Here is a 20,723-nt window from a genome sequence, read left to right on the forward strand (position 1 = left end):
ACAGTGATCGCGATATATACGCGCAATGATCTTGAACGCGTTTCCGCAGGTCACGCAGCGTTTTCGCGTGACAGGCGCGAAACGGCGGGAGCAGCACGAAGGGCCCCGGACAGGTCCGAGGCCCATGTGTGGTGCGGTTCTTGATCACTCGGAGCCCTTCGACTCCTCGACGCCGCCGACGTCTTCGCCGAGCGCTTCCGCGATGCGCTTGTTCACCGTCTCGCGCTGCCCGTCGATGCACTTCGCATAGATCTTCAGCAGCACATCGACCGAGTGCCCCAGCCGTTCCGCGACTTCCGGGGCCGGTACGCCGGAGTTCAGCCACAGCGAGGCGCACGCGTGCCGAAGGTCGTACGGGCGGGCAGCCAGCGGGGAGGCGACCTGTTCCGGCGTCAGCGCGAGCGCTCGCGCGGCTTGCCAGATCCGGTAGTACGACGACGAGGCCAGGACGCCACCCCGCTCGCTCGGGAACAGTCGCCCATCTTTGTGTGTCCCGAAGGTGTCGATGTGGTCCTGAAGGATCCGCACCAAGACCGGAGGGATGGGCACCGGGCGCGTTTCCCTCTCGCTCCGTTGCTTCAAGCCGCGGTCGTCGTGACTCGTTCCCGTGTTCGTCCACAGCTTGCCCACGGTCGGGCGCGTTCGGTGCAGCGTGATCATGCCCCAACCGCTCTCGGGCAGTTCGCAGTCCTGGCGCCGCAGGCCGACCGCTTCAGCGGGACGGGTGCCCGCGTAGTACATGACCGCGAAGAACGCCACCAGCTTGCGACCGCCGGCCCGCTTGTACCCACCGACGTACGACACTGCGGTCAGCAGTTCGCGAGCCTGCTTCGGATTGGCCACCGCGCGACGATCGACCACCTCGGAGACTTTGATGCGCTTGCGCTTCACCTTGTCGATGGGGTTCGTCGCGAGATGTTCCAGCTCTACGGCGTAGTCAAGAACGTTGTAGAGCGCCGACCGCTTGCGCCTGGTCGTCTCAGCCCCCGCCGCAGTGCCGTCCAGCTTCCGGCCGAGCGCGTCCAGGACATCGTGAATGTGCTTGGCTTCTTTCAGGTCGGCGACCGGCATGGACGCCTTTTCGAGCCAGGCAATCGCCTTGGCCACGTCCTTGGGACGCTCAGCGCCACGCCGCGGTGGGGGCAGCAGGTAGCGCCGCATCGCACGCCGCAGAAGCACGACGTCCGGCTCCCCGCCGACATCCCGGACGAACGCGGGCAGCGCCGTCATCAGCATCTCTGTCATGCTCGCCCGCGATTTCGCCGCCGCGTGCGGCCATTTCATATCCATGTAGGCGAGAGCGAACGACAAGAACGAGTCGGCCGCCTTGGCCTCAGCCATCGAGTCAGGCAGACCGGTCATCAGATCGAACGGTTCGCCGTCTTCCGTCGCCCGCAGCAGACGACTGCGGAATCGGTCAGCCAGGCCCTTGGTCGTGAACGTCAGCGAGAAAGACTTTCCGTCGACCTTCCAACGCAGTTGGTACGTCGGCTTCTTGGCCGTCTTGTTCTGCACCACCGCCCAGATGCGGACCCGGTACGACTTGCCACCGCTCATGCCGCATCCTCCATCCGGTCATCAAGCCAGGCCATGAAGTCGTCGCGCCGCACACGGAGTTCGCCGTTCGGGAGCTTGAGGCACTGTGGAGCAAGGCCAAGTTCCCGCCACCGGTAGAAGGTCCGCCTGGAGATGTCGCCCAGCTCCGCCAGGACTTCCGGAACCGTCATCAGCTCGACGCGTGCCACCGTCTTACGAGCGCTCACGCCGCCCTCCCCCGAGTTGCCGAATTTTCGTGCTGTCCGTCTGCGGCTGCTTTGGCCGCGTCGAGTGCGGTCCGCCATCGGATGCGTTCGGAGAGCGCTCTTAAGAGGCGGTGCGAGACGGGCGGGACGTCGGGGTCGGACGGGGCCGCGTGCTCCCAGACGTAGCGGGTCGGGTCGTCGCCCCGGTCGGCCATCTCGCCGAGCAGCCCGAGCACCCACGCGCGGCGTTCGTGCTTGTGGTCGGCCAGGGACTTGCCCGACCACTTGCGCGAGACGAGGACGCGACGACCCCCATAGCCGAGGTGGGTGCGGCGGTGCGCCTTTGCCTTGCAGTGGCCCGGCCGCATGCCGTCCCGGGCGTTCTTGGGTTGGACGCCGTAGCGCAGCCAGTTCGCGCACGACGGCGAGCACGGTTCGTACCGCAGTTCGGCCATGAGCCGGTCGACGTGCGCGCGTTCGGCGTCCGAGGCCGGCTCATGGCACTCGTGGGCGGACTTGTTCAGGTACTTGGTGAGGTAGCCGATGCAGCGGCGCGCGTCCGGCGAGCCGACCAGGACGCCCCTCGCGTCGACTTGCACGCCGAACCGGGCGACGTGGACCGGTTCGGCATCCTCGTCCGCGTCGAGTTCGTCGAGCGCGTCATCCCAGGTGGGCAGCGGGTTGCCGTCCGCGTCGACGTACGCCCCGTGCTCTGCGTCCCAGATCGGGGCCGCGTCGCCGTCGTACACCGGTTCATCGCAGCTCGGCCACCACACTTGGTGGTACGTCGCCGCCGCGACCTGCCGCAGCTCGGCCCGCGAGACCGTGCCGCGGATCGCGAGGTGGATGTGCGGAGCGAGTCGCCGTTGCGGTTCGACCGCGGCGAAGTACTGGACATCGAAGCCAACGAACCGCCGCAGGTTCTGAATGAACCGGTCCACCAGCTTGGAGAAGTGCAGCGCGTCCCGCGCGGCGCGCCGGTAGTCGTACGCCGACGGGTCCACCGGCGTGCCGTCCGAGCGCACCCGCCCGTACGACGGCAGCGTCAGCGTGACGAACAGCGAGGGCCGGAACGTCTTCCCATCCGGGGAGGTGAACGCCCGCCCGACCGTCCGCGCCTCAACCGGGCGCCGGGGAAGGTCGACAACGTCTTGCCGCCGCCGCGTCGATCGCACCCGCCGGGACGCCTTGCCCGAGTCGACGCTGCCGCGCACGCCGGACGAGGCGATCTCCTCATCAAGCGCCGCCAGGGCATCACCGAGCTGTTCGCGTTCGGTCCCCCCGGCCGCGTCGTGCGCCGCGGTCAGGTCGGCGCGGCTCTCGGCCAACCAGCGTTGCCAGTCGGACGGTTCGTCCGCGGTCAGGTCCGGTTCCTCGGTCAGATGCCAGCCCTCGCGGCACTGCGCCATCCGAAGCTGCCGCTTGCGCTCCGCACACGACGGGCACACGCTCGCCAGCGTCGCCCCACAGGGAACGTCGATGATGTCTACGGCCCCGGTCGTGATGTCGGTGCGCCGCAGCGCGACCGGCCGGATGCACACGCCGTGTTCGAGGGCAGCGGCCCGCACCACCTCTTTCGCAAGAGGCATGCGGGCCCGCTCGACCCGCGTCATCCGGCCGGTCATCGCGCGCTCCGGCCCAGGGTCGTCCACACACTCACCAGGTGGCCGTGAACCGTCCCGGTCGCGGTGTGCTTGACATACGGGCCGAGGTATTGACCATTGCCGTCCTCAGCCGTGATCACCGCGTCGTCCAGCGCGATCCCCCACCGCTCGACCTCGGCAACGCCCGCATCCGAGGCCAACTGGCCCTCGACTTCCCAACAGTGGTCCGTGTGCGACCAGGTCACCCGCAGGCATACCACCGGCGGCAGCCCCGGACGAGCCGAGACGAAATCCGCGAAGCACCGCAGCACGTTCGCCCCGGCCCCTATGTCGATGCGCTCGCTCACGCCGCACCACCGCCCGCAGGGAAGTCGCGAACCAGGGCGTCAATGTCCGCATCGGACACGTACGCCGCCCGCACGCGGACCGGTTCGGGCTGTGTCTCGCGCTTGACGAACCCGACGCCCGCCCCGAGTTCGGGAACGGGGGAGATCAGGTCCGCCGTCGCGCCGCGATCCCGTGCGCCGTTGCCCAAGACCATGTCGACTTGGGATGGTTCGTCGAGCCGCAGCGCTATGCGATCGGGGAACAAATTCCTGATGTTCATGACTTCTTTGCGGGGGTCCTGGAGTGCGCCGAGGACGCAGAACCCGACCGACCGGCCCTGACTGGTCAGCGTCGCCAACGCCGCGTCCGCGCGCTTGCGCAGGTCCCGATCCGGCTGGTACGCCGTCAGGAACGCCAGCTCATCAACCATGATCACGATGAACGGGCAGTCCGGGGACGGTTCGTGCTTGCGGACACTGCCCGCGAACCGGTCCGCCCGCGCGGACATCTCCGCCACCGCGTCTTCCAGCATCTCGACCATCTCGGCCGGATCCGAGCTGTACCGCTGGAACAGCGCACGCCCGTACGACAACTCCATGCGCTTCGGGTCACACGCCCAGATCTCAACCAGACCGGCACGGGCCGCCGGAAGGAGACCGCGGGTGACGCCCCACAGAATCGAGCCCTTGCCGGCCCCGGTCACCCCGGCCACCAGGACGTGCGTCCCGTGCAACCGCAGCACCCACGGCGCACCGTCGTCACACCGGCCGAGTTCCACCGAGTCGTACGTAGGCGCCCACGGGTCCCGCACCGGAGCCGGTTCCGGCTTGCTGTCGACGTCCCGCAGGCCCGGCATGGCCAACGCCGTCGGGCCAAAGGGCTTGTCGAGCGGATCCGCCACCCACGCCTTGAGCACGACAACCCCGCGCGTCGGAGATGTGCAGTCGACCCGGAAGACGCGCCAGGCGTGCGCGATCCCCTCGACGTGATCCCCCACGTCGCCCGGGGTCTGACCGGGCAGCAGCCGCACCCGGACCACGAACCCGCCCGCGACCCGCTTGACGCGCGTGATGCTCGGCCACGCGTACGAGAACTCCTCGTTGATGCGCTTGATCGGGTCCTGTTGCCACAGCCCGATCCCCTTCGCGAGCAGCGGCCAGCCGCGCCGCACACGCCCCGCGAACGAGAAGAACCACCACCAGGCGGCAGCGACGACACCGAGGATGACGCCCGCCGCGACCAGGAACGAACCGGCCGGGCCGAACTGCGCCTCAGCCAGGGTGTAGAGGAGGACCACGCCGCCCGCGATGTACGCGAGCCGATGCCAGTCCAGCCCCCGAGAGCTTGACATGATGAACAACGCCCTTTCAAAGGATCGTCAGGTCTGAAGATCGGGAGCGGACCCCGGTGCCGAGAACCGCCAAGTCACTGGGCACCGGGGTCCGCGCTGAAAATGCGGGAACTCAACCCGCCTTGGCCGCCGCCTTGACCGGCGCACCCGACGGCGCCCGCAGGCCCGTCGCCTTGAACGAGTACGCCAGCCGGTTCGAGCTGTTGACGTACGGCGTCACCGTCAGCCCCTCGAACTCCACCGGCCGGAACGGCAGACCCGGAAGCGCGTCCGGCAACACCGGCTCCGTCGCCGCGGCGACCTTGACCTTGGCCGAGGTGTCGCGTGCGTCCGGGTCCGGGTCCGTCACCGTGACCGCCCACATCGGAAGCCCCGTCACCTTGTCGCGCGCCTGAACCCGCGAACCGCCCTTCGACGCATCGAAGTCCGCGACCATCTCAACCTTCGTCGCGAACGCACCCGCCGGGAACACGTCCCTGAAGGCCACCGGAATCGCACCCTTGAGCGCCATAGCTTCTGTTCTCCTCTGGACATGAGGCACCCGAACATCCTCCAGATGCCATCCCGTAGTACGGATTTACTCAGCATGCTTCCCGAAGTACGGGTTGTCAAGCGCTAAGTCGTGCGGGACGCTAGCCCCAGATAAAGACATGCTGACAACGCCGCCCAGGCCGGGAGGGAGCATCGATGGAACGTGCGGACAAGCAGCCCAAATACCGCGTCATCGCTTCGTATCTACGTGATCGGATCTTGGACGGCACGTACGTCGCCGGCCAGGCGCTCCCCAGCGAGGAGGTCTTGGCCAAGGAGTTTGGTGTCACCCGCCCGACCGTCCGCCAAGGCATCAGCGAGCTTCGGGCCGCAGGTCTCGTTGAGGCCGCGATGGGACGCGGCACCTTCGTTCGGTCCCCGCACGCTCGCCCGAACATCACGCGCCCGCGAGGAGTCCGACGCGCGCCGGACGGCCGGTACATCGAGGCCGACGCGATCCGCTGGAACAGTCAGGAAGAGCCCACCCGGACGCGAACCGACGCACCGCTTGCGCTCGCCGACCTGTTGCGGATCCCCCCGGGCGAACCGATGTTCACCTATGACGAGGTCCATACCGCCGAGCACGGCCGCTTGCGGCAGACGCACCGCACATACGTGCCGTTCTCTGTGCTCGTCGGCACCCCCTACGAGGAGACAGCGCCGCCCCCCGCCCCGGAACTCTTCACCGAGCTGGAGAAGTTGGGGCACGAACTTCACTGGACAGAGCACGTGCGCACCCGCATGCCCATGCCCGACGAGGCCAGCACCCTTCGACTTGCCGAAGGCGTACCGCTCTTCCAGATTCTGAGAGTGACCTACAACCAGGCCGAACGCCCCTTGGCCCTAGAGGAGTTCAAGCTTCCGGGAGATGACTTGGAGGTCACCTACAACGTCCCCTCATGAGCCCACCCACAGACGCAGACGGACCCCCTCTCTACGATCGGAGAGGGGGTCCGCTGTTTGCGGCTCAGCAGCGCGTGCGGGGAGGGACGCCACTTGCCGCAGCGGGGAGATCAGCCGGAACGCTGCTGATCACTGGGAGCGCGCTCATCAGCGCACGGAAGTTCGGCGATTTCGACGCAGAGACCGAGCGCGAGAGCGTCAGCGAAGCGGCCGGCTGTCTCGGCCACGATCTTCCCGAGCCGGACGAACCCGGTGCCCATCATGCTTACGTCGCCTTGCAGGTAGGCGAAGTCATCCGTGAAGCCGAGGAGCCGCAGTTCCTCCGCCAGTTCCCGTGCGGCATCGCGCGCATCGCTCCATCCCCGGACGTATGGCACGTCGGACTGTAGGAACTCCGCCCGCGGCTCATGCGCATCAGCCATGGTCGTCGCCCCCTTCAACCACGCCGCTCGCGAACGCTTCGTCGCCCATCGATTCCCGCGCCGCGCGCAGGAGCCTCGCGAGCCGTCGCGCAGTTTCGGGGCTGACGCGTCCCAGGCTGACGATGCCGCGTCCGAACGCGTTGACGTCTGCGGTGAGGAACTTGAACTCGGCTTCCATCCCGGCGGCAATCAGCACGTCGCGTAGTTCCATCACGGCCTGACGCGCGTGGTGCCACGCGTTGCCCTCATCCGCGAAGCCACCTTCGGGGCTTTTGTTCTGCATGCTCCCCCGCTCTCAACGTTCGCCGGACGCGCCGACGACTGATGTCACATAGGCGTCACTCAAGGACACGAGGCGTCCCACTGCGGCCACCGCATCGGCAAGGTTTTGCAGATTCGTCAGGTCCCCTGCGTCACCCACCGGCCCGCGCTGCCACCAACACGGAGCGTCGGGCGCGAAAAACGGCCCCGGTGCCAGCAGGTAGCCATCCCGGCCGCTGCATGTGGCCGCCGTCGGATCTCCGCCGGCACTGGCCAGCAAGTCCGGCCAGACCAGGTGCGCACCGGGGCCGACAAGGAACCCCAGCTTCTCCCGCCTCTGGTTGACCACGACGGCTCCCGCCATGCAACGCTTGCCGTGGTAGAGCTGACCGAGCACCGTCAGACCGAGTCCCCACGGCATGGCCACGACATCGAACAGTCGCCCAGTGGCCACGAGTTGGAGCGCATCCGGTGACTCCGTCCACAGGGCCCGGCACGCGTGGGGGTCATCAGCCGCCCGCGACAGCCAGTCCATCCCTCGCGCCGTCATCTTTCTCACGTCATCCGCCCCCTCAGGGCTTCCAGTTCGTTGATCGCTCCGGGTATCCAGAGTTGACCCGGCAGTGATCCGCACGGAAGATGACACCGAAGCGGCCAGGGGGACGCGTCCCCCTCGTCCACCACGGGGGTTCGTGGCATGGCAGACAAGGAACTTCCGCTCTACGCACAGCGATTGCGGCAGGCCCGTAACGAACGAGGTTGGGTCCAGCACGACCTACGAAGCCGACTCCGCGCAGCGGCAGCAAGCCGAGGCTTCACGCTGGTCAGTGACGACAGCCTCAAGAGGCGCATCTCATCGTGGGAGAACGGCAGGGGCGTTCCCGACGAGCGGTATCAGGCTCTCCTCTGCGCCGTGTTCGAGGTGGAACCCGACGACCTTGGTTTCAATCAGGAAGACGCACCCGATTGGGGGACGCCAGACCCCGAACTCATCGGATTGGTCGCCCGGTTAGACAGCTCACGAGCCGTCGACAACGAGCTGTTGGAACTACTCAAGTTCCAGACCAACGCCATTCGGCTGAAAGACCGCCGACTCGGCGCGGCAACGGTCGCCGACGAGATGGCCGCCCACATCGCGCAGGTTGACCAGCTCTTGAAGCACGCGATGTTGCCCCAGCAACGCGCGGGACTTGCGCACGTACTCGCGGACGCATCCGCGCTCGCCGGATGGCAAGGAGTCGACACCGGCACACTGCACCAGTCTTGGGAGCACTTCGAGCGCGCCAAGGCAGCGGCCATGATGGCGAACGACCCCAGCATTCAGGCGTTCGCGACCGCCGAGCAGGCGTACGTCTTGCTCGACCTTGGCCAGGCGGACAGCGCGCTACAGCTCATCGAGCACGCCCACGGTGAGAACCGCGGCAAGTTGCCGTCTCTCATGCGCAGTTGGCTACACGCAGCCGAGGCCGAAGCACACGCCGCACTCGGGCGCGAGCTGGATTCCATGCGATGCATGGACCTTGCTGCCGCATCACTGCCCGCCGACCCCGACGACCCGAGCTTGCCGTACGTCGCGCTCAATCTCGCGCATCTCGCACGGTGGCGCGGTTCATGCCTTGTCCAGCTCGGCGACAGCCAGGTGATCGACAACCTGACAGACGTCTTGGCCGGCATGAACGGCTTCACGCGCGCGACCGCTCAACTCCGGTGCGACCTTGCCGAAGCGTTGATCGCGCAAGGCCGCACCGAGGAGGCCAAAGGTCATCTCGCTGAGGCCCAGAAGCTGATCATGGTTGCCGGATCAGCGCGCCAACGCCGCCGGTACGTACGGCTGTCAGCCCGCGTCTGACACGGCGTCAACCGCCGCACCGTTGCGCGAGGCGAGCACGTGCAACAACCCGATCAACACACCCGAGTTCCAGATCCGCCCCTTGGCGATCAACCCCGGGATGTCAGCAAGCGGAACCCACTCCATCCGCGCCATCTCGGTAACTTCGGTCGGATCCGCGATCTTCTCGGCGCCCTCACCGACGAACACGTCGTGCCACGAGTCGACCATGCCGACCATCGGCTGAAAGCGCGACACGTGCCGGAAGGTCTTCGGCCGGTAGCCGGTCTCTTCGAGGAGTTCGCGGAGCGCCGTCTCCTCCGGGTCTTCCCCCTCGTCGACCAGGCCGCCCGGGATCTCCCAGCCCCACCGATCCGACACGAACCGGTGACGCCACATCATGAGCACCCGGTCTTGATCGTCGATCAGCACGACCATCGCCGCAGCCCGCAGCTTGATCACGTGATGCTCGAAGCGGTCCCCGTCCGGCAGCTCAACGTCGGTCAGGAAGACGCGCATCCACTCGTTGTCATAGATGATCCGCTCGCCATGGACGACCCAGGCGGAGGACGTGTCTTCATCTTCGGTAGCCACGACGCCGACCGTACCGGGCCGTGTGCGTTTCCGCTCCGGTCGTGACGAACATCAGCCACACCGACACGTCGCGACACCAACCGTTAGCAGGAGACGAGGGGTTGCGATCCGTGGACGCGTACCGCGCCGATCGACCTCCGGCCGATCCGGGGGAAGTTCCGTCCTTCCCCCGATCCCCCTTCGCGGTCCATGACGACGCCTGCCCGCGCACCCGGCCTTCCGTACTTGGGTGCCCCCGGTCGCGGCTTGCCTGCCACTCACCCGCGTGTGGTCGAGTTTCGAGCGCTGATCAGTTGCCGAATTAATCTCTTGTGGATCAAGGGCGCGCCGCAAGCGGCGCGCCAGTGGCCGGCCGGGGCCCGCCGCGCGTGCGGCGTGGCCGCCGGTCACGGCGGTCCCCGCCGACCACACCGCCCAAAGCAGGGATCTACCCGTTTTATCTGGCACGCACTTGGCACGTGATTCGTTGCTGGGCTCGGCTCGACGCTGCTCCGATGGCGAGCGGGACCACCCCGCCCACGGAACTGAGAAGCGCCTTGACGACGCGACGCAGCCTGTCACTCATGGTCACGTTGGTCATACGCACCACCTCCTTCTTGCCGGGGCAGTTGCGCCAGCGGTCGGAAAGGCACTCAGCGGCGTAGTTGAAGACGAACGAGGACACGAGATGGAGCAACAGAAGAGCCGACGCATTCAGCGCCGAGCCCAACCCAGCGATAGGCATCGTAGCCACGCTGGCCGACAACTGGCGTCTGTCACGGGTCACCCGGTGTCCTCCGACCTCGACAAGCGCCCTCCGAGACACCGTGAAACACAAGATCATTCCGCAAATGCATCACAACCGTATGGTTGTCATGGTAGAGCTGTTTGTGTCTTTATCGGAGAACGCTACATGATGACTTCAATGGCGATTGAATGGCCAACTGTCACTACAAGCGGGCAACTTCCGGCTGCTCGTAATTGCTATTGGGAGAGGGGACGGGCCGTGGAGTCTTCGAGGTCGGTCAGCCATGAGTCGAATGCAGGCCCGCTCACGACAGCTGTCACGCGTGCTGCCGTAGCTGTGTGCCGCGACGCTCTGCACTGGCGCGACGACCTCAAAGCCATCTTTCTGGCAGGTGGTGTCCCACGGCAGCTTTACGAGCGGTACGACCAACTGGGTTTCAGTAAAGTGAAGATCGCGAGGGCAATTTTTGACGATCTTCATGAAAAAGGGGAGGCCGGGTTTACTGTTCAGCGAAAGATCATCGAGGAACTTTGCCATATGGGGAAGCCGCACGTAGACGCACCCGATCAAAAAGCAGGGGCCGCAGCGCTCAAAGAACTAAAGCGAGCAGCGCAGGAGCACAGAATCCTCGTTTCTCCGGCTGAAGCCGCTGTAGCTTCCCGCCGAGCAGCGGCTAAAAGGAGGTTGCAAGGGATCCAAGATCGACAGGAAATCCTAGGTAAGCTGCGCGGAGAGTTTCTGGAGCTGGTCCGTCAAGATGGTTCTGGCGAGACCGCGCAGCGACGTGGGTACGAGCTAGAAAAGCTGTTCGCACAGCTCTTCCGTGCTTACGATTTGGATTATCGCCCGTCTTATCGTATTGCTCATGAGCAGATCGACGGGTCCTTTCACTTCCGGGGATTCACGTATCTTGTCGAGGCTCGGTGGCGCACAGCACAACCAGATCTGGGCGCCTTGCTTGATTTCAAGGGGAAAGTCGACGGGAAGCTTGACAGCACTCGTGGCGTATTCATCTCGATGGCCGGATACGACCCAGGTATTCTGGATCACTTCGTGCGGAACTCCCGTGGCAGCCGTAATAACATTGTCATGTTCACAGGGCAAGACGTGTCCCAGTTGTTTGACGGTCGAATCGGCCTGGTGGATGCGTTGACTAAGAAAATTGACGCAGCCGAGCAAGAGGGCCAAGCCCTATGTGAACTCTGAAAATCTCAGCGTAGGATCGGCACACTGTAGCGTTTTAGCCATCCCAAAAGGCTGCCGCGGTACTGACGGAAAATCGATACCGAGTACTAGGCATTCCCATCGTTAGGAGATTCATAAAATGACGGACAGTTCCCCACCGGTCCATATTGAACCATTCTTTCTCCACGCACCGCTTGCAATCTCTCTTGTCTCCCCTCAATCTCGGGCCCCGCTCGTTAGGGATCTTCGGCGCGCCGAGAACCTCTACAAGAGGCTTGCTCTGGACAATATCTCAAACGCGCTTACCGCTCAGATGATCGCCGCCCCACCGCCTGATCTCAATGTTCTTCTGGCCGAAGGTCAAGAAGTCAAACGGAATTCAGTGGTTTTATGTGAGCAGGTCGTAACGTTTTCTGGTGTGGCGGCAGCCCTGAGGGGGCAAAACGGCGGAAGGGCGCAATTCCGTGGCGAGCTGGCCGGAGGAGAGGCAGAATTTGTCGCAGATTTTTCCGTCGAGCACTTCACCTCCACAAGCGCCCAAGAATTCATTCGAGGAAAACGTACGGCATTTATTCTCGCCTACATCCAGGATACTCATCCCCGGGTTAAGATGCGGCCTATTGTGATCGGCCAGCGGATTTGGTGGCCGGGAAAGATGGGCCCGCTGTCCCTTGCTGAACCTTTGGAAATGCATCCCGCGCTGTTTGATGCGTTCTCTGGTGTCGACTGGAGAAAGCGCCTGCGGTCGCAAGATCTCGAAGTAATGCGTAACGTTCCTGAAGAAAAAGTTAAGGAGGCATTCGCGCAACTCATAGGAGAGCCGGATGTCCCTCTAGATTGGGGTGGAGAGTCTTCGGATCTTTTTTCTGCACGCGTAAGCGTGGAAGGCTCTTTCAGTAGTGCAGCGTTCCTGTTCAAAGGTCCCGCCAAATTTGCTCCCATGACCGTTGCCATGCTTGGTAAGAATGGAGACCAGATTTCGCGCCTCGCTTCCGAGCCAGCGGAAATTCTGGTAGTGCAGCACTGCCATTCTGTAAAACCGGCTGTCAGGACGCTCCTGATGGCTTTTGCATTGAACGCATGGAATCCTAGAAGGTATGCCATCTTTGATGGCTACGATACGCTTCGGATCCTGCGTCACTTTGGCTATGTGTGATTACGCCTGATAAGTTTGCCATCTGAGATAATGGTATTTAGTTGCGGCCCCGCGTCTGAGCAGACAACTTGATCGTCTGGAACTAAGGCCAGATCAGAGGCCCGGTTGGCTTGATCGTTGCGGTGATTCCCAAGCTCTGAGCGCAAGCGCGCGGCATCTCAGCACGTGGCCACCGAGCGATCATCTTGCGCCAACTGCTGTGATACTCCTGCCGAATCGTGTCCTCATGCGCTGAGATGGTGGCCATTCGATGCCTGCGGGGGAAGTGCAATGTACATGCCTCATTCAGAGATCTTGGTCCCATCAGACCGCCACGGCGCACCGGAAGGGCCGCAGTGGCAACTCATGTGCCCGCAGTGTGGGACCGAGTCCGTGGACCGAGCAAACTACGCGCCCGATCACGAAGTCGTCTTCCTCCAACCGGACAGAGATGATGACGCAAGTCCCGCCGGCACCCGAGGTGGATACGTACGCGTGGAACTCGCCTGCGTTAACGGGCACGGGTTCGCGTTCGTCATGAGCAACCACAAGGGCTCCGAGTTCATCAACATCGTCTCCAGCGACGGTCACACGTTCGACGAGGACGTTCCGTTCTAGTCCCCAAGCCCATCCGATTGGTTGTGCAGCATTCGTGCAATGATCTTGCGCTCTCACGTTCTCTCGCATCGCATTTTCCCAAGTCAGAGGCACCGGACCAACCAGTCAGGCGATCCGCTCCGGAGCCGTGTGCGCAGGTTCGAATCCTGCCGGGGGCACGTACAGCATCTGCATGTGAGCCCGTGACATTCTTGGTCGCGGGCTCTTCTGTGTTTCCGGCGCACGGGGTCATGCGTTCGCCGAGTTCCGCGAGGGCGGGGATGTAGTCGGCGGGCAGGGTCATCGTGATCGTGACCGCGTCGGCTTCCTCCGCGAGGCGAAGGTTGAGCTTGGTGATCTCGAAGAGCTGCCGCTGGAGTCGTTCCGGGGCGCGGGTCAGGTTGATCGCCAGGTGTGGGAGTGCGTCGAGCAGGGCTGCGGTCCCGCAGTTGAAGGCGGCTGGATCGCTTTTGTCCGCGTTGGCGAGTGCGGCGAGCTCGGTTTCGGTTTGATGTTTTTCGGTCTCCAGCTCGTTGTACGTCTGCCGGAGACCAGTGGCGAACGGGTCACCCGGCTCGCAGTCCTGCGCCTGGTTGAGGACGTTTCGTTGGCGTCGCTCCAGATCGCGCAGGGTGCTTTGGAGGCGGTCTCGCCGCTGGGCGCGTTCACGGGCGGCGCGATCGTCCAGCGTTGCCAGCTCCGCGGTGAGCAGGGCTCGGCGGTCCGGGCCGAATACGCGGTCGGAGTAGAACGCGGCGATGGCTTCCAAGAGGACGTCCTCACGGATGTAGACGCTCTTGGGGTGTCCGTGGTGACGATCGGGACGGCCTCGGTTGTTGGCGCGTGGCCAGCAGGCGTAGTAGGTGCTGCGTGGTCGGTGGTTGCCGAACATGCGGCGTCCGCAGTGGCACAGGACCATCCCGCGTAGGACGTAGGTGTGGCGGGTCTGTGGATGAGTGTTCGGAGTGTTGGCGTCACGGGAGCCCTGCCGGGCGGTGCTGGTGGCGTTGATCGCCTCGAACATCCATCGCGGGATCAGCGGTTCATGGACGGGTTCGGGAGACCAGACCCACAGCGCCGGGTCGTTGTGGGCGCCGCGCCGGGAGCGCGTCGCCCTACGGTTGAACACCTGGTACCCGGTGTACTTGGGGTTGCGGAGAAGATCGCAGACTGTGGACTTGCTCCACGCTCCGCGCGCCCGTGCTTTGCCGCCGGGCGGTTCCGGTGGCGGGTAGCGCTCCGGATCGGCGTTGAGGCGGTCGACGATCGTGGAGTAGCCGATTCCCTCGTGGTGGCGCCACAGGGCGATCTGGGTGACGGTCTCGCCTTTCGCGCCGTCGGGTTCGAGTCGGTTCTTGGTCGCGCCTCGGTCGGCCTTGGTCGGGTTGGGGTGGCGGTATCGCTTGGCCCGGTAGCCGTACGGTGGCTTGCCGATGTTCCAGCCTTCGCGCACATGCGTGCACAGCCCGCCCCACGAGGTTTCCAGAGCGTTGTAGACCTCGTACTCGGCCACGGACTGGTTGATCCGGCGTTGCAGGATCTGCTGCGCTCGGCCGCCATCGAGCTTGATCGGCTCGTTCCACGCGAACAGCGGGATCCCGGAATTCTCCAACTCCCGTTCCACCGACAGGTTTTCGAACATTCGGCGGGCTACACGGGATGTGCTTTCGCAGATCACCACGTCGAAGCGCCGGTTCGGGTGGGTCGCCTCGGACAGCAGGTCCGCGATGCCGCCGTCGCGAGCGATCGGAACTCCGAACCGCTCGTAGGTGGTTCCGTGACCGCGTGCATCCAGGCCGAGGCGCCCTGACTCCACGTCGTAGAAGTGGCAGACGATCGCCCACGCCTCGGGGAGCGCCGACTTGGAACGCTCCAACTGCCTGATCAGCGACTGGCGCGGGTCCTGCTGCTCTTCAGTCGAGCAGCGGCCGACCCACGCCGCGCGGACCTCACCGCGTAGCAGCGCGCCGGGGATCGCGAACGGCGACACCGCGAGATCCGACAATCCGGTCTGCCCTGGAAGAGGTGGATTCGGTGTTGTGCTGGCATAACGCTTGGGGACGTTCACGCGGCGGCCTCCCCGGTCTCCTGATCAGCAGAACCGTCGGCGCCGGAATCTCGTGCGGCCCACTCCAGCAAGTCACGGATCACGACCGATAGCGCGCCCCGAAGGCGCTCCCCCTCGGCTCCGCCGACGTAGGTCACGCGCCCCTCGAACCGGTGGACGCGCCCGTTCTCAGTTCCCACATCGTATCGCCAAAGTGCCAGCTCACAGGCATGTTCCGCACCTTTGGGAGGGCCTACGTCAGCCTCGCTGACGTCTGTCGGAACCCCGGTCTCAGCGGGAGCACCGCTCTTTAGCCGAAGCTCGCGGTCATGTTGGTCCACGGCATTCCCCCTGTCGGCGACTTCACTATGAAGGCTCCGACAGGCGACGAATTTCGACTCGGTCCGCACGACTTCCGACGGTCTCAGGCATGTTGTGTGCCCTGGACAGCAGGCTGCCCCTGTCACGGCTCCACGTCCGGATCAGGGGCAGCGATCGTGGTGGGCGCTCAGGCCGGCGGAGACGAGGCGAACCAGGCGGGTGGGCGGTCCATCGAGTTCGCCAGCCAACCTTGAAGCCCGTACAGCAGCGCCCATGCCTGATCGCGGGTCAGCTTCTCCTGCCGCCACTGGCCAGCAGGCGCACCGCGCTCGTCGGGGTTCGGGCCGAACCGCAGCTTCAGCGGACGGTCCGGATCGCCGCTGGCTTCGACGACCACATGATTGAGCGTCAGATTGCTCGGCATCGAGTGCTCCCGGAATCGTGATCCGTCTGGGCTTCCAGGCAACCGCAGACCGCAGGATTGGTACGAGGCCGCGCACAGTGCCGAAGAGGAGGACGTCTATGCGGACGTTCCGGCATCCGGGCAGGTCACCAGCTCCTACCGTGAAGGAACAGCGCTCACATCGGAGACGTCATGGACCGTGACCAACCGCAAGGCAACCCGCTCCTCATCGCGGCTCGGCGGGCGCAAGGCTGGTACTCGCAAACCGAGTTCGCCGAGGCGTTCAACCTGCGTGCGCACGATCTCGGCGAACGAGCGGCGATCTCCGTACGGCAGGTGCGCCGCTGGGAATCGGCGGCACCTCCTTGGCCACGACCGGACGCCCGCAGGGTGCTGGCCGCACTGTTCGGGAAGCCGATCGAGCAACTCGGCTTCGTGCCGCCCCACACGGGGACGCGCGAGGATGAACGGGTGAACCGACGCGACTTCGTCACAGCATCGCTCTCCGCGATCGCAGCACGGCCGTTGCCGAAGCATCCGGCCGAACTGCTGGATGCGGCGCCCCCGAATCCGCTCGATCGCGTCCGCGCCCAGCTCAGCCACGCCCCCGCTGACGGCCGCCCCCAGCCGCCGCGCGAGCTGGCTCGCGCGGTCGGCGCGGCCAAACGCCACGTACAAGCCTGCCGCTACGGCGTGCTCATGGACGGACTGCCCAAACTTCTGTCCTCGGTACGCGCCACCCAGGACCATGCACCGAACCAGCCGGACGTACAGGGTCTCGCGGTGCACGCCTACCACGTAGCCGCAAGCCTGTTGCTGAAGAACGGCGACGCCGCCTCGGCGTGGATCGCCGCAGACCGCGCCATGACCGCCGCACGGGCGACAGGGAAGCCGCTCCCGCTGGCCGCCGCTTCGCGCATCCTGGTCCACGCGATGGCAGCAGTCGGACACCAACGCGACGCGCTCCAGGTCGCCGTGCGCAGCGCCGACACGTTCACCCAACACGTGCGCAGCACCGCCCCGGAAACCGTCGCCGTATACGGAACCTTGCTGCTGCGCGGCTCGTGGGCCGCATCAGTCGCCCGGCAACCCGCCAACGCCAACGCCCTGTTGGACGAGGCACAGCGCGTCGCACGACTGAGCAACGGAGAGGGCAACGCGCAATGGACCGCCTTCGGCCCCACCAACGTCGCACTGCACCGGGTTTCCATCGCGCTCGCGCAGGGCGATGCGGGCACGGCCCTCAACGCGTCCCGCAGCGTCGACGTCGCACAACTTGAGGTCACCGAGCGCCGCGCCGTTTTCTGGCTCGACTGCGCACGTGCGCTCCACGCCTGCGGCCGGACCGAGCAGGCCGGACGTGCCCTGTTGGCAGCCGAGGACCAAGCGCCCGAAGAGATCCGTTCGCGCAAGGTCGCCAAGGACTTGATCGCGGAGCTGATCCACCGCGACCGACTCGGCCGCGTCCCGGAGTTGCGCTCACTGGCCGTCCGGGCGGGAGTCGGGCTGTGAGCGCCCGCGTGCTGTACGTCATCGCCTGCGCCGCCGGACCTGCACCACACCTCGCGACGCTCGTACGGCAAGCCCAGGAACGCGCCTGGGACGTCTGCCTGATCGGCACCCCGGCCGCTGTTGAAGGCGGCTTCCTCGACGTGCCCGCGCTCGCCGAGTTGACCGGTCATCCGGTGCGCCACACCTACCGCAGACCAGGCGATCCGGCGTCGCTGCCGAAGGCGGACGCGATCGCGGTCGCACCGATGACCTTGAATACGTTGACCAAATGGGCCGACGGCCACGCCGACACGTTCGCGCTCGGAACCCTGACCGAGGCCATCGGACTCAAACTCCCCATCGCGGCACTGCCGTTCTTCAACGCGGCACAAGCAGCCCACCCGGCAGTCGATCGCGCAGTGAAGATCCTTAGGCGTTGCAAGGTGAACGTCTTGTACGGAGCAGCAGGATTCGAGCCGCATCCACCAGGAACCGGGGACAGTCGAATCCCCACGTATCCATGGCACCTTGTCCTGGACGCACTCGAAACCTGAACGGGGCGCCGCTGTTGGCATTCTCCTACCCCCAAAAGGGTGTCGAGTTGCAGCACCGACGGGATAGGGGCGCAAGGCTCTCACCAGCGAAAAGAGCCGCGCAGGGGGTATCCGCTTAAGGGGATACCCCCTGAGATCCCCTATAGGAGAGGCGAATGGCCGGTGCGGAAGATATCCCCGAAATCCCGGACTCACCGCGAACGCCGTCGCGCCACAAGGACGGTTGCCGTAATCACCAGTTCAGAACCGCCTCGGTCACGTGCAGATGCTGTACGAATCGCCCCGGGGGCACCCACGATGACCAGCAGAAACGGCCGCTGACCAGCGGCCATTACTGTTTGTGACGATCTTCCTTGTGCAGCCGTGTGCCGCTGTGAGCGGCTGCTGAGCAGGGTTCACGGTATATACGCGGTATGATCTTGGTCGGTGTTTCCGCAGGTCAGGCCCAGTTTTCGGGAACCTCGGACGCCGAGAACGCCAACGAGCCCCCAGCGTAGCCGTGAGGCTTGCTGAGGGCCCGTGGGGCGGGTTGTGGATCATTCCTTGTTGTCGGTCGCCTCGTTGGCGTTGATGGCGGTTTCCTCGATCGAGTCGGCGCCGTAGGCCCGGTACGCGTTGTCCATGACCTTGTTCGCGCTTTCGTCCTGGTCATCGAGGACCCACGAGTACCGCGTCATCAGCACTTCGACGCTGTGGCCCGCCCGTTCCGCGATCAGGGCAGGGTCACGAGTCGCCCGCAGACCGAACGAGATGCCCGCGTGCCGCAGGTCGTACGGGCGTTGGGCCAGCAGGGACGCGCGCTGTGTCTCGGTCAGGGCGAACGCGCGTGCTTCGTGCCACACGCGGTCATACGTGGAGGAGCCGACGAGGCCGCCCCGCTCGTTGCCGAACACCCGGCCGTCTTTCGCGGTCCCGAACGTGTCGAGATGGGCCCGCAGGTGGGCGACGAGGACCGGCGGAATCGGGATGACCCGCGTTTCGCCTTCGGCCCGTTGCTTCAAGCCGCGGTTGTCGTGGCTCTCGCCGGAGTCGGTCCACCGCTTGCCCGCGAGCGGACGCGTCTTCTCGATCGTGAGCGAACCCCAGCCGGTATCTGGGAGGTTGCAGCCGTCCGCTTTCAGGTTCACGACTTCCGCCGGCCGCATCGTCGCGTAGTAGAGGCAGGCGAAGAACGCCACGAGTCGACGGCCGCGAGCCCGCTGGTAGCCGCCGACGTACGAGACGGCCGTCAGGAGTTCTGCGACCTGACGAGGGTTCGCCACCCGCCGGCGGTCGAGCCGCTGAACGGTCTTGGGCATCTTCCAACCGATCTTGCCCAACGGGTTCTCCGTCAGTTCGCGGCACTCGATCGCGTACCCGATGACGTTCGCCAGGACGGCCCGCTTACGCCTGATCACTTCCGTCCCCGCGCGCGTGCCGTCCAGCTTGCGCGCGATCGCGTCGAGGGCCGCACGACCGTGCACCGGGTCAGCGATCGCCACGACCGGTAGCGACGCTTTGGCGAGCCACGCGAGGGCCTTGACGACATCGGCCGGGATCTGGCGTTCGTCATCCGGCTCACGCATGGCCGGAGGGAAGTACCAGTGCCGCAGCGCTTGACGCAGCACCCGATCCGAGGGCCGCCCCGGGATTTCCTCCGTCAGCGCGGGCAGCACCGTGGCCAACGCGTCGGTCATGCCGTCACGCGATTTGGCCGCCGCGTCCTTCCATTTCATGTCGACGTACCGGGCCGCGAATTCGTACCACGTGACCGGTTTCGTTTTGGGCGCCATCGAATCCGGAAGCCCGGTTTCCGTGTCGAATCCCTCGCCATTGCGCGTGGCCTTGATCAGCTCCGCGCGGTAGGACTCAGCCAGGTTCTTGGTACGGAAGACCTCATTGCACTCCCGGCCGTTCACCAGCCAACGCACCTGGTAGGACGGCCGCTTGCTCGTTGTGTTCTTGCGGATGGCCCAGATCTTCACGTCGTACGACTTCACGCCGCCCACTCCCCCAGGTCACTCAGCCACGCGTCGACGTCGGTACGCCAGTAACGCAATTCGCCGTTCGGGAGACGGACGGCCTTCCCCGGCGCCCGTCCGATCTCACGCCACCGGTAGAACGTCCGCCGGGAGATCTTCAATTCGTCCGTGATCTGTTTGACCGAGACCAATTCGTCTCTCGTCATGCCGCTTCACTCCCCCGAGTTGCCGAATTACTGAGCCGTCCATCTGCCGCCGCTGTGGCCGCGTCGAGTGCAGCCCGCCATCGGACGCGTTCCGAAACCGCGCGCAGGAGGCGATGAGAGATCGAAGGCACGTCGGGATCCGAAGGGGCCGCGTGTTCCCAGACATAGCGATTCGCGTCGTCGCCGTTCTCCGTCATTTCGCCGAGGAGTTCGAGGACCCACGCGTGTCGTTCGTGTTTGTGATCCGCCAGGGACTTCCCCGACCACATCGTGGAGTTCGACCTGTGGCTGAAGAGCACCCTCCTGCCCAGTTTCGTCCACCACGAAGACGGCCTCACATGGTTTGGCGTGGGAGCGCACCCGACGGTCTGGAAGGACGGGCAGCTCATGCCTATCGGACCAGCAAAACGCCCACCCATCTTCGGCCCGCCAGAAAGCTTTAAACCATGATGGCGAAACCACCGCGAAACACCGAGCCGCGAAACGGGTGCGCAAATCCACCCCGCCGCAGGTCAGAGCCTGATGAGCTCTTA

The 20,723-nt window shown here is 65.3% G+C and carries 20 protein-coding genes; 6 read left to right on the forward strand and 14 right to left on the reverse strand.

All coding sequences use genetic code 11. The features are described from left to right. Positions 1 to 144: 144 nt before the first annotated feature. The 6 genes from LO772_RS12190 to LO772_RS12215 form a co-directional block, all read right to left on the reverse strand. Positions 145 to 1,557 carry a tyrosine-type recombinase/integrase gene (locus LO772_RS12190; protein ID WP_231778423.1) on the reverse strand — a complete coding sequence of 471 codons (1,413 nt, stop codon included), beginning with the start codon at positions 1,555 to 1,557 and terminating at the stop codon, positions 145 to 147. Then, positions 1,554 to 1,727: a helix-turn-helix transcriptional regulator gene (locus LO772_RS12195; protein WP_231779517.1), complete on the reverse strand. Its 174-nt coding sequence runs from the start codon at positions 1,725 to 1,727 to the stop codon at positions 1,554 to 1,556. Before LO772_RS12195 ends, LO772_RS12190 begins: the two co-directional genes overlap by 4 nt. 32 nt (positions 1,728 to 1,759) lie before the next feature. Beyond that, positions 1,760 to 3,331 (reverse strand): replication initiator, encoded by a 1,572-nt coding sequence (locus LO772_RS12200; protein ID WP_231778424.1) that lies wholly within the window; start codon positions 3,329 to 3,331, stop codon positions 1,760 to 1,762. 32 nt (positions 3,332 to 3,363) lie between these two features. Then, complete coding sequence (locus tag LO772_RS12205) at positions 3,364 to 3,693, reverse strand: hypothetical protein (RefSeq protein WP_231778425.1); 330 nt, start codon at positions 3,691 to 3,693, stop codon at positions 3,364 to 3,366. Continuing rightward, positions 3,690 to 5,024, reverse strand: a complete 1,335-nt coding sequence (locus LO772_RS12210) for an FtsK/SpoIIIE domain-containing protein (protein WP_231778426.1) — start codon at positions 5,022 to 5,024, stop codon at positions 3,690 to 3,692. The genes LO772_RS12205 and LO772_RS12210 overlap by 4 nt, the downstream gene beginning before the upstream one ends. A gap of 112 nt (positions 5,025 to 5,136) precedes the next feature. Beyond that, entirely contained in the window at positions 5,137 to 5,535 is a 399-nt protein-coding gene (locus LO772_RS12215) for a plasmid replication, integration and excision activator (protein WP_231778427.1), read from the reverse strand. A gap of 176 nt (positions 5,536 to 5,711) precedes the next feature. Between LO772_RS12215 and LO772_RS12220 the strand changes: the two genes are divergently transcribed. After that, a complete protein-coding gene (locus LO772_RS12220; protein WP_231778428.1) occupies positions 5,712 to 6,458 on the forward strand; it encodes a GntR family transcriptional regulator in 747 nt (248 codons plus the stop codon). Between the two features lie 110 nt (positions 6,459 to 6,568). On the opposite strand, the gene LO772_RS12225 is transcribed toward LO772_RS12220, so the two are convergent. From LO772_RS12225 to LO772_RS12235, 3 genes are read right to left on the reverse strand one after another with little or no spacing between them, the layout of a single operon-like run. Further along, positions 6,569 to 6,880: a hypothetical protein gene (locus LO772_RS12225; RefSeq protein ID WP_231778429.1), complete on the reverse strand. Its 312-nt coding sequence runs from the start codon at positions 6,878 to 6,880 to the stop codon at positions 6,569 to 6,571. Next, positions 6,873 to 7,163: a hypothetical protein gene (locus tag LO772_RS12230; RefSeq protein ID WP_231778430.1), complete on the reverse strand. Its 291-nt coding sequence runs from the start codon at positions 7,161 to 7,163 to the stop codon at positions 6,873 to 6,875. The genes LO772_RS12225 and LO772_RS12230 overlap by 8 nt, the downstream gene beginning before the upstream one ends. A 12-nt stretch (positions 7,164 to 7,175) precedes the next feature. Continuing rightward, positions 7,176 to 7,676, reverse strand: coding sequence for a hypothetical protein (locus LO772_RS12235; protein ID WP_231778431.1), 501 nt, complete (start codon positions 7,674 to 7,676; stop codon positions 7,176 to 7,178). A gap of 162 nt (positions 7,677 to 7,838) precedes the next feature. Between LO772_RS12235 and LO772_RS12240 the strand changes: the two genes are divergently transcribed. After that, positions 7,839 to 8,990, forward strand: coding sequence for a helix-turn-helix domain-containing protein (locus LO772_RS12240; RefSeq protein ID WP_231778432.1), 1,152 nt, complete (start codon positions 7,839 to 7,841; stop codon positions 8,988 to 8,990). Here the strand turns inward: LO772_RS12240 and LO772_RS12245 are convergent. Continuing rightward, on the reverse strand, positions 8,976 to 9,563 hold the full coding sequence (locus LO772_RS12245) for an NUDIX hydrolase (RefSeq protein WP_231778433.1): 588 nt from the start codon (positions 9,561 to 9,563) through the stop codon (positions 8,976 to 8,978). The two genes, LO772_RS12240 and LO772_RS12245, sit on opposite strands and share 15 nt — an antisense overlap. 985 nt (positions 9,564 to 10,548) lie before the next feature. Between LO772_RS12245 and LO772_RS12250 the strand changes: the two genes are divergently transcribed. Continuing rightward, positions 10,549 to 11,496 carry a hypothetical protein gene (locus LO772_RS12250; RefSeq protein WP_231778434.1) on the forward strand — a complete coding sequence of 316 codons (948 nt, stop codon included), beginning with the start codon at positions 10,549 to 10,551 and terminating at the stop codon, positions 11,494 to 11,496. A gap of 118 nt (positions 11,497 to 11,614) precedes the next feature. Continuing rightward, positions 11,615 to 12,631: a hypothetical protein gene (locus LO772_RS12255; protein WP_231778435.1), complete on the forward strand. Its 1,017-nt coding sequence runs from the start codon at positions 11,615 to 11,617 to the stop codon at positions 12,629 to 12,631. Between the two features lie 544 nt (positions 12,632 to 13,175). On the opposite strand, the gene LO772_RS12260 is transcribed toward LO772_RS12255, so the two are convergent. Both LO772_RS12260 and LO772_RS12265 read right to left on the reverse strand, forming a co-directional pair. After that, complete coding sequence (locus LO772_RS12260; protein ID WP_231778436.1) at positions 13,176 to 15,275, reverse strand: recombinase family protein; 2,100 nt, start codon at positions 15,273 to 15,275, stop codon at positions 13,176 to 13,178. 487 nt (positions 15,276 to 15,762) lie between these two features. Then, positions 15,763 to 15,999 carry a hypothetical protein gene (locus LO772_RS12265; RefSeq protein ID WP_231778437.1) on the reverse strand — a complete coding sequence of 79 codons (237 nt, stop codon included), beginning with the start codon at positions 15,997 to 15,999 and terminating at the stop codon, positions 15,763 to 15,765. A 171-nt stretch (positions 16,000 to 16,170) separates the two neighbouring features. Here LO772_RS12265 and LO772_RS12270 point away from each other — a divergent pair, with 171 nt between their 5' ends. Together LO772_RS12270 and LO772_RS12275 are read left to right on the forward strand one after the other, a co-directional pair. After that, positions 16,171 to 17,490 carry a hypothetical protein gene (locus tag LO772_RS12270; protein ID WP_231778438.1) on the forward strand — a complete coding sequence of 440 codons (1,320 nt, stop codon included), beginning with the start codon at positions 16,171 to 16,173 and terminating at the stop codon, positions 17,488 to 17,490. Beyond that, positions 17,487 to 18,023: a flavoprotein gene (locus LO772_RS12275; RefSeq protein ID WP_231778439.1), complete on the forward strand. Its 537-nt coding sequence runs from the start codon at positions 17,487 to 17,489 to the stop codon at positions 18,021 to 18,023. Before LO772_RS12270 ends, LO772_RS12275 begins: the two co-directional genes overlap by 4 nt. Before the next feature lie 536 nt (positions 18,024 to 18,559). Here LO772_RS12275 and LO772_RS12280 read toward each other — a convergent pair. Together LO772_RS12280 and LO772_RS12285 are read right to left on the reverse strand one after the other, a co-directional pair. Further along, on the reverse strand, positions 18,560 to 20,002 hold the full coding sequence (locus LO772_RS12280) for a tyrosine-type recombinase/integrase (protein ID WP_231778440.1): 1,443 nt from the start codon (positions 20,000 to 20,002) through the stop codon (positions 18,560 to 18,562). Beyond that, positions 19,999 to 20,190: a helix-turn-helix transcriptional regulator gene (locus LO772_RS12285; protein ID WP_231778441.1), complete on the reverse strand. Its 192-nt coding sequence runs from the start codon at positions 20,188 to 20,190 to the stop codon at positions 19,999 to 20,001. The genes LO772_RS12280 and LO772_RS12285 overlap by 4 nt, the downstream gene beginning before the upstream one ends. Between the last annotated feature and the right edge of the window lie 533 nt (positions 20,191 to 20,723).

The organism is Yinghuangia sp. ASG 101, from assembly GCF_021165735.1.
GTDB lineage: Bacteria > Actinomycetota > Actinomycetes > Streptomycetales > Streptomycetaceae > Yinghuangia.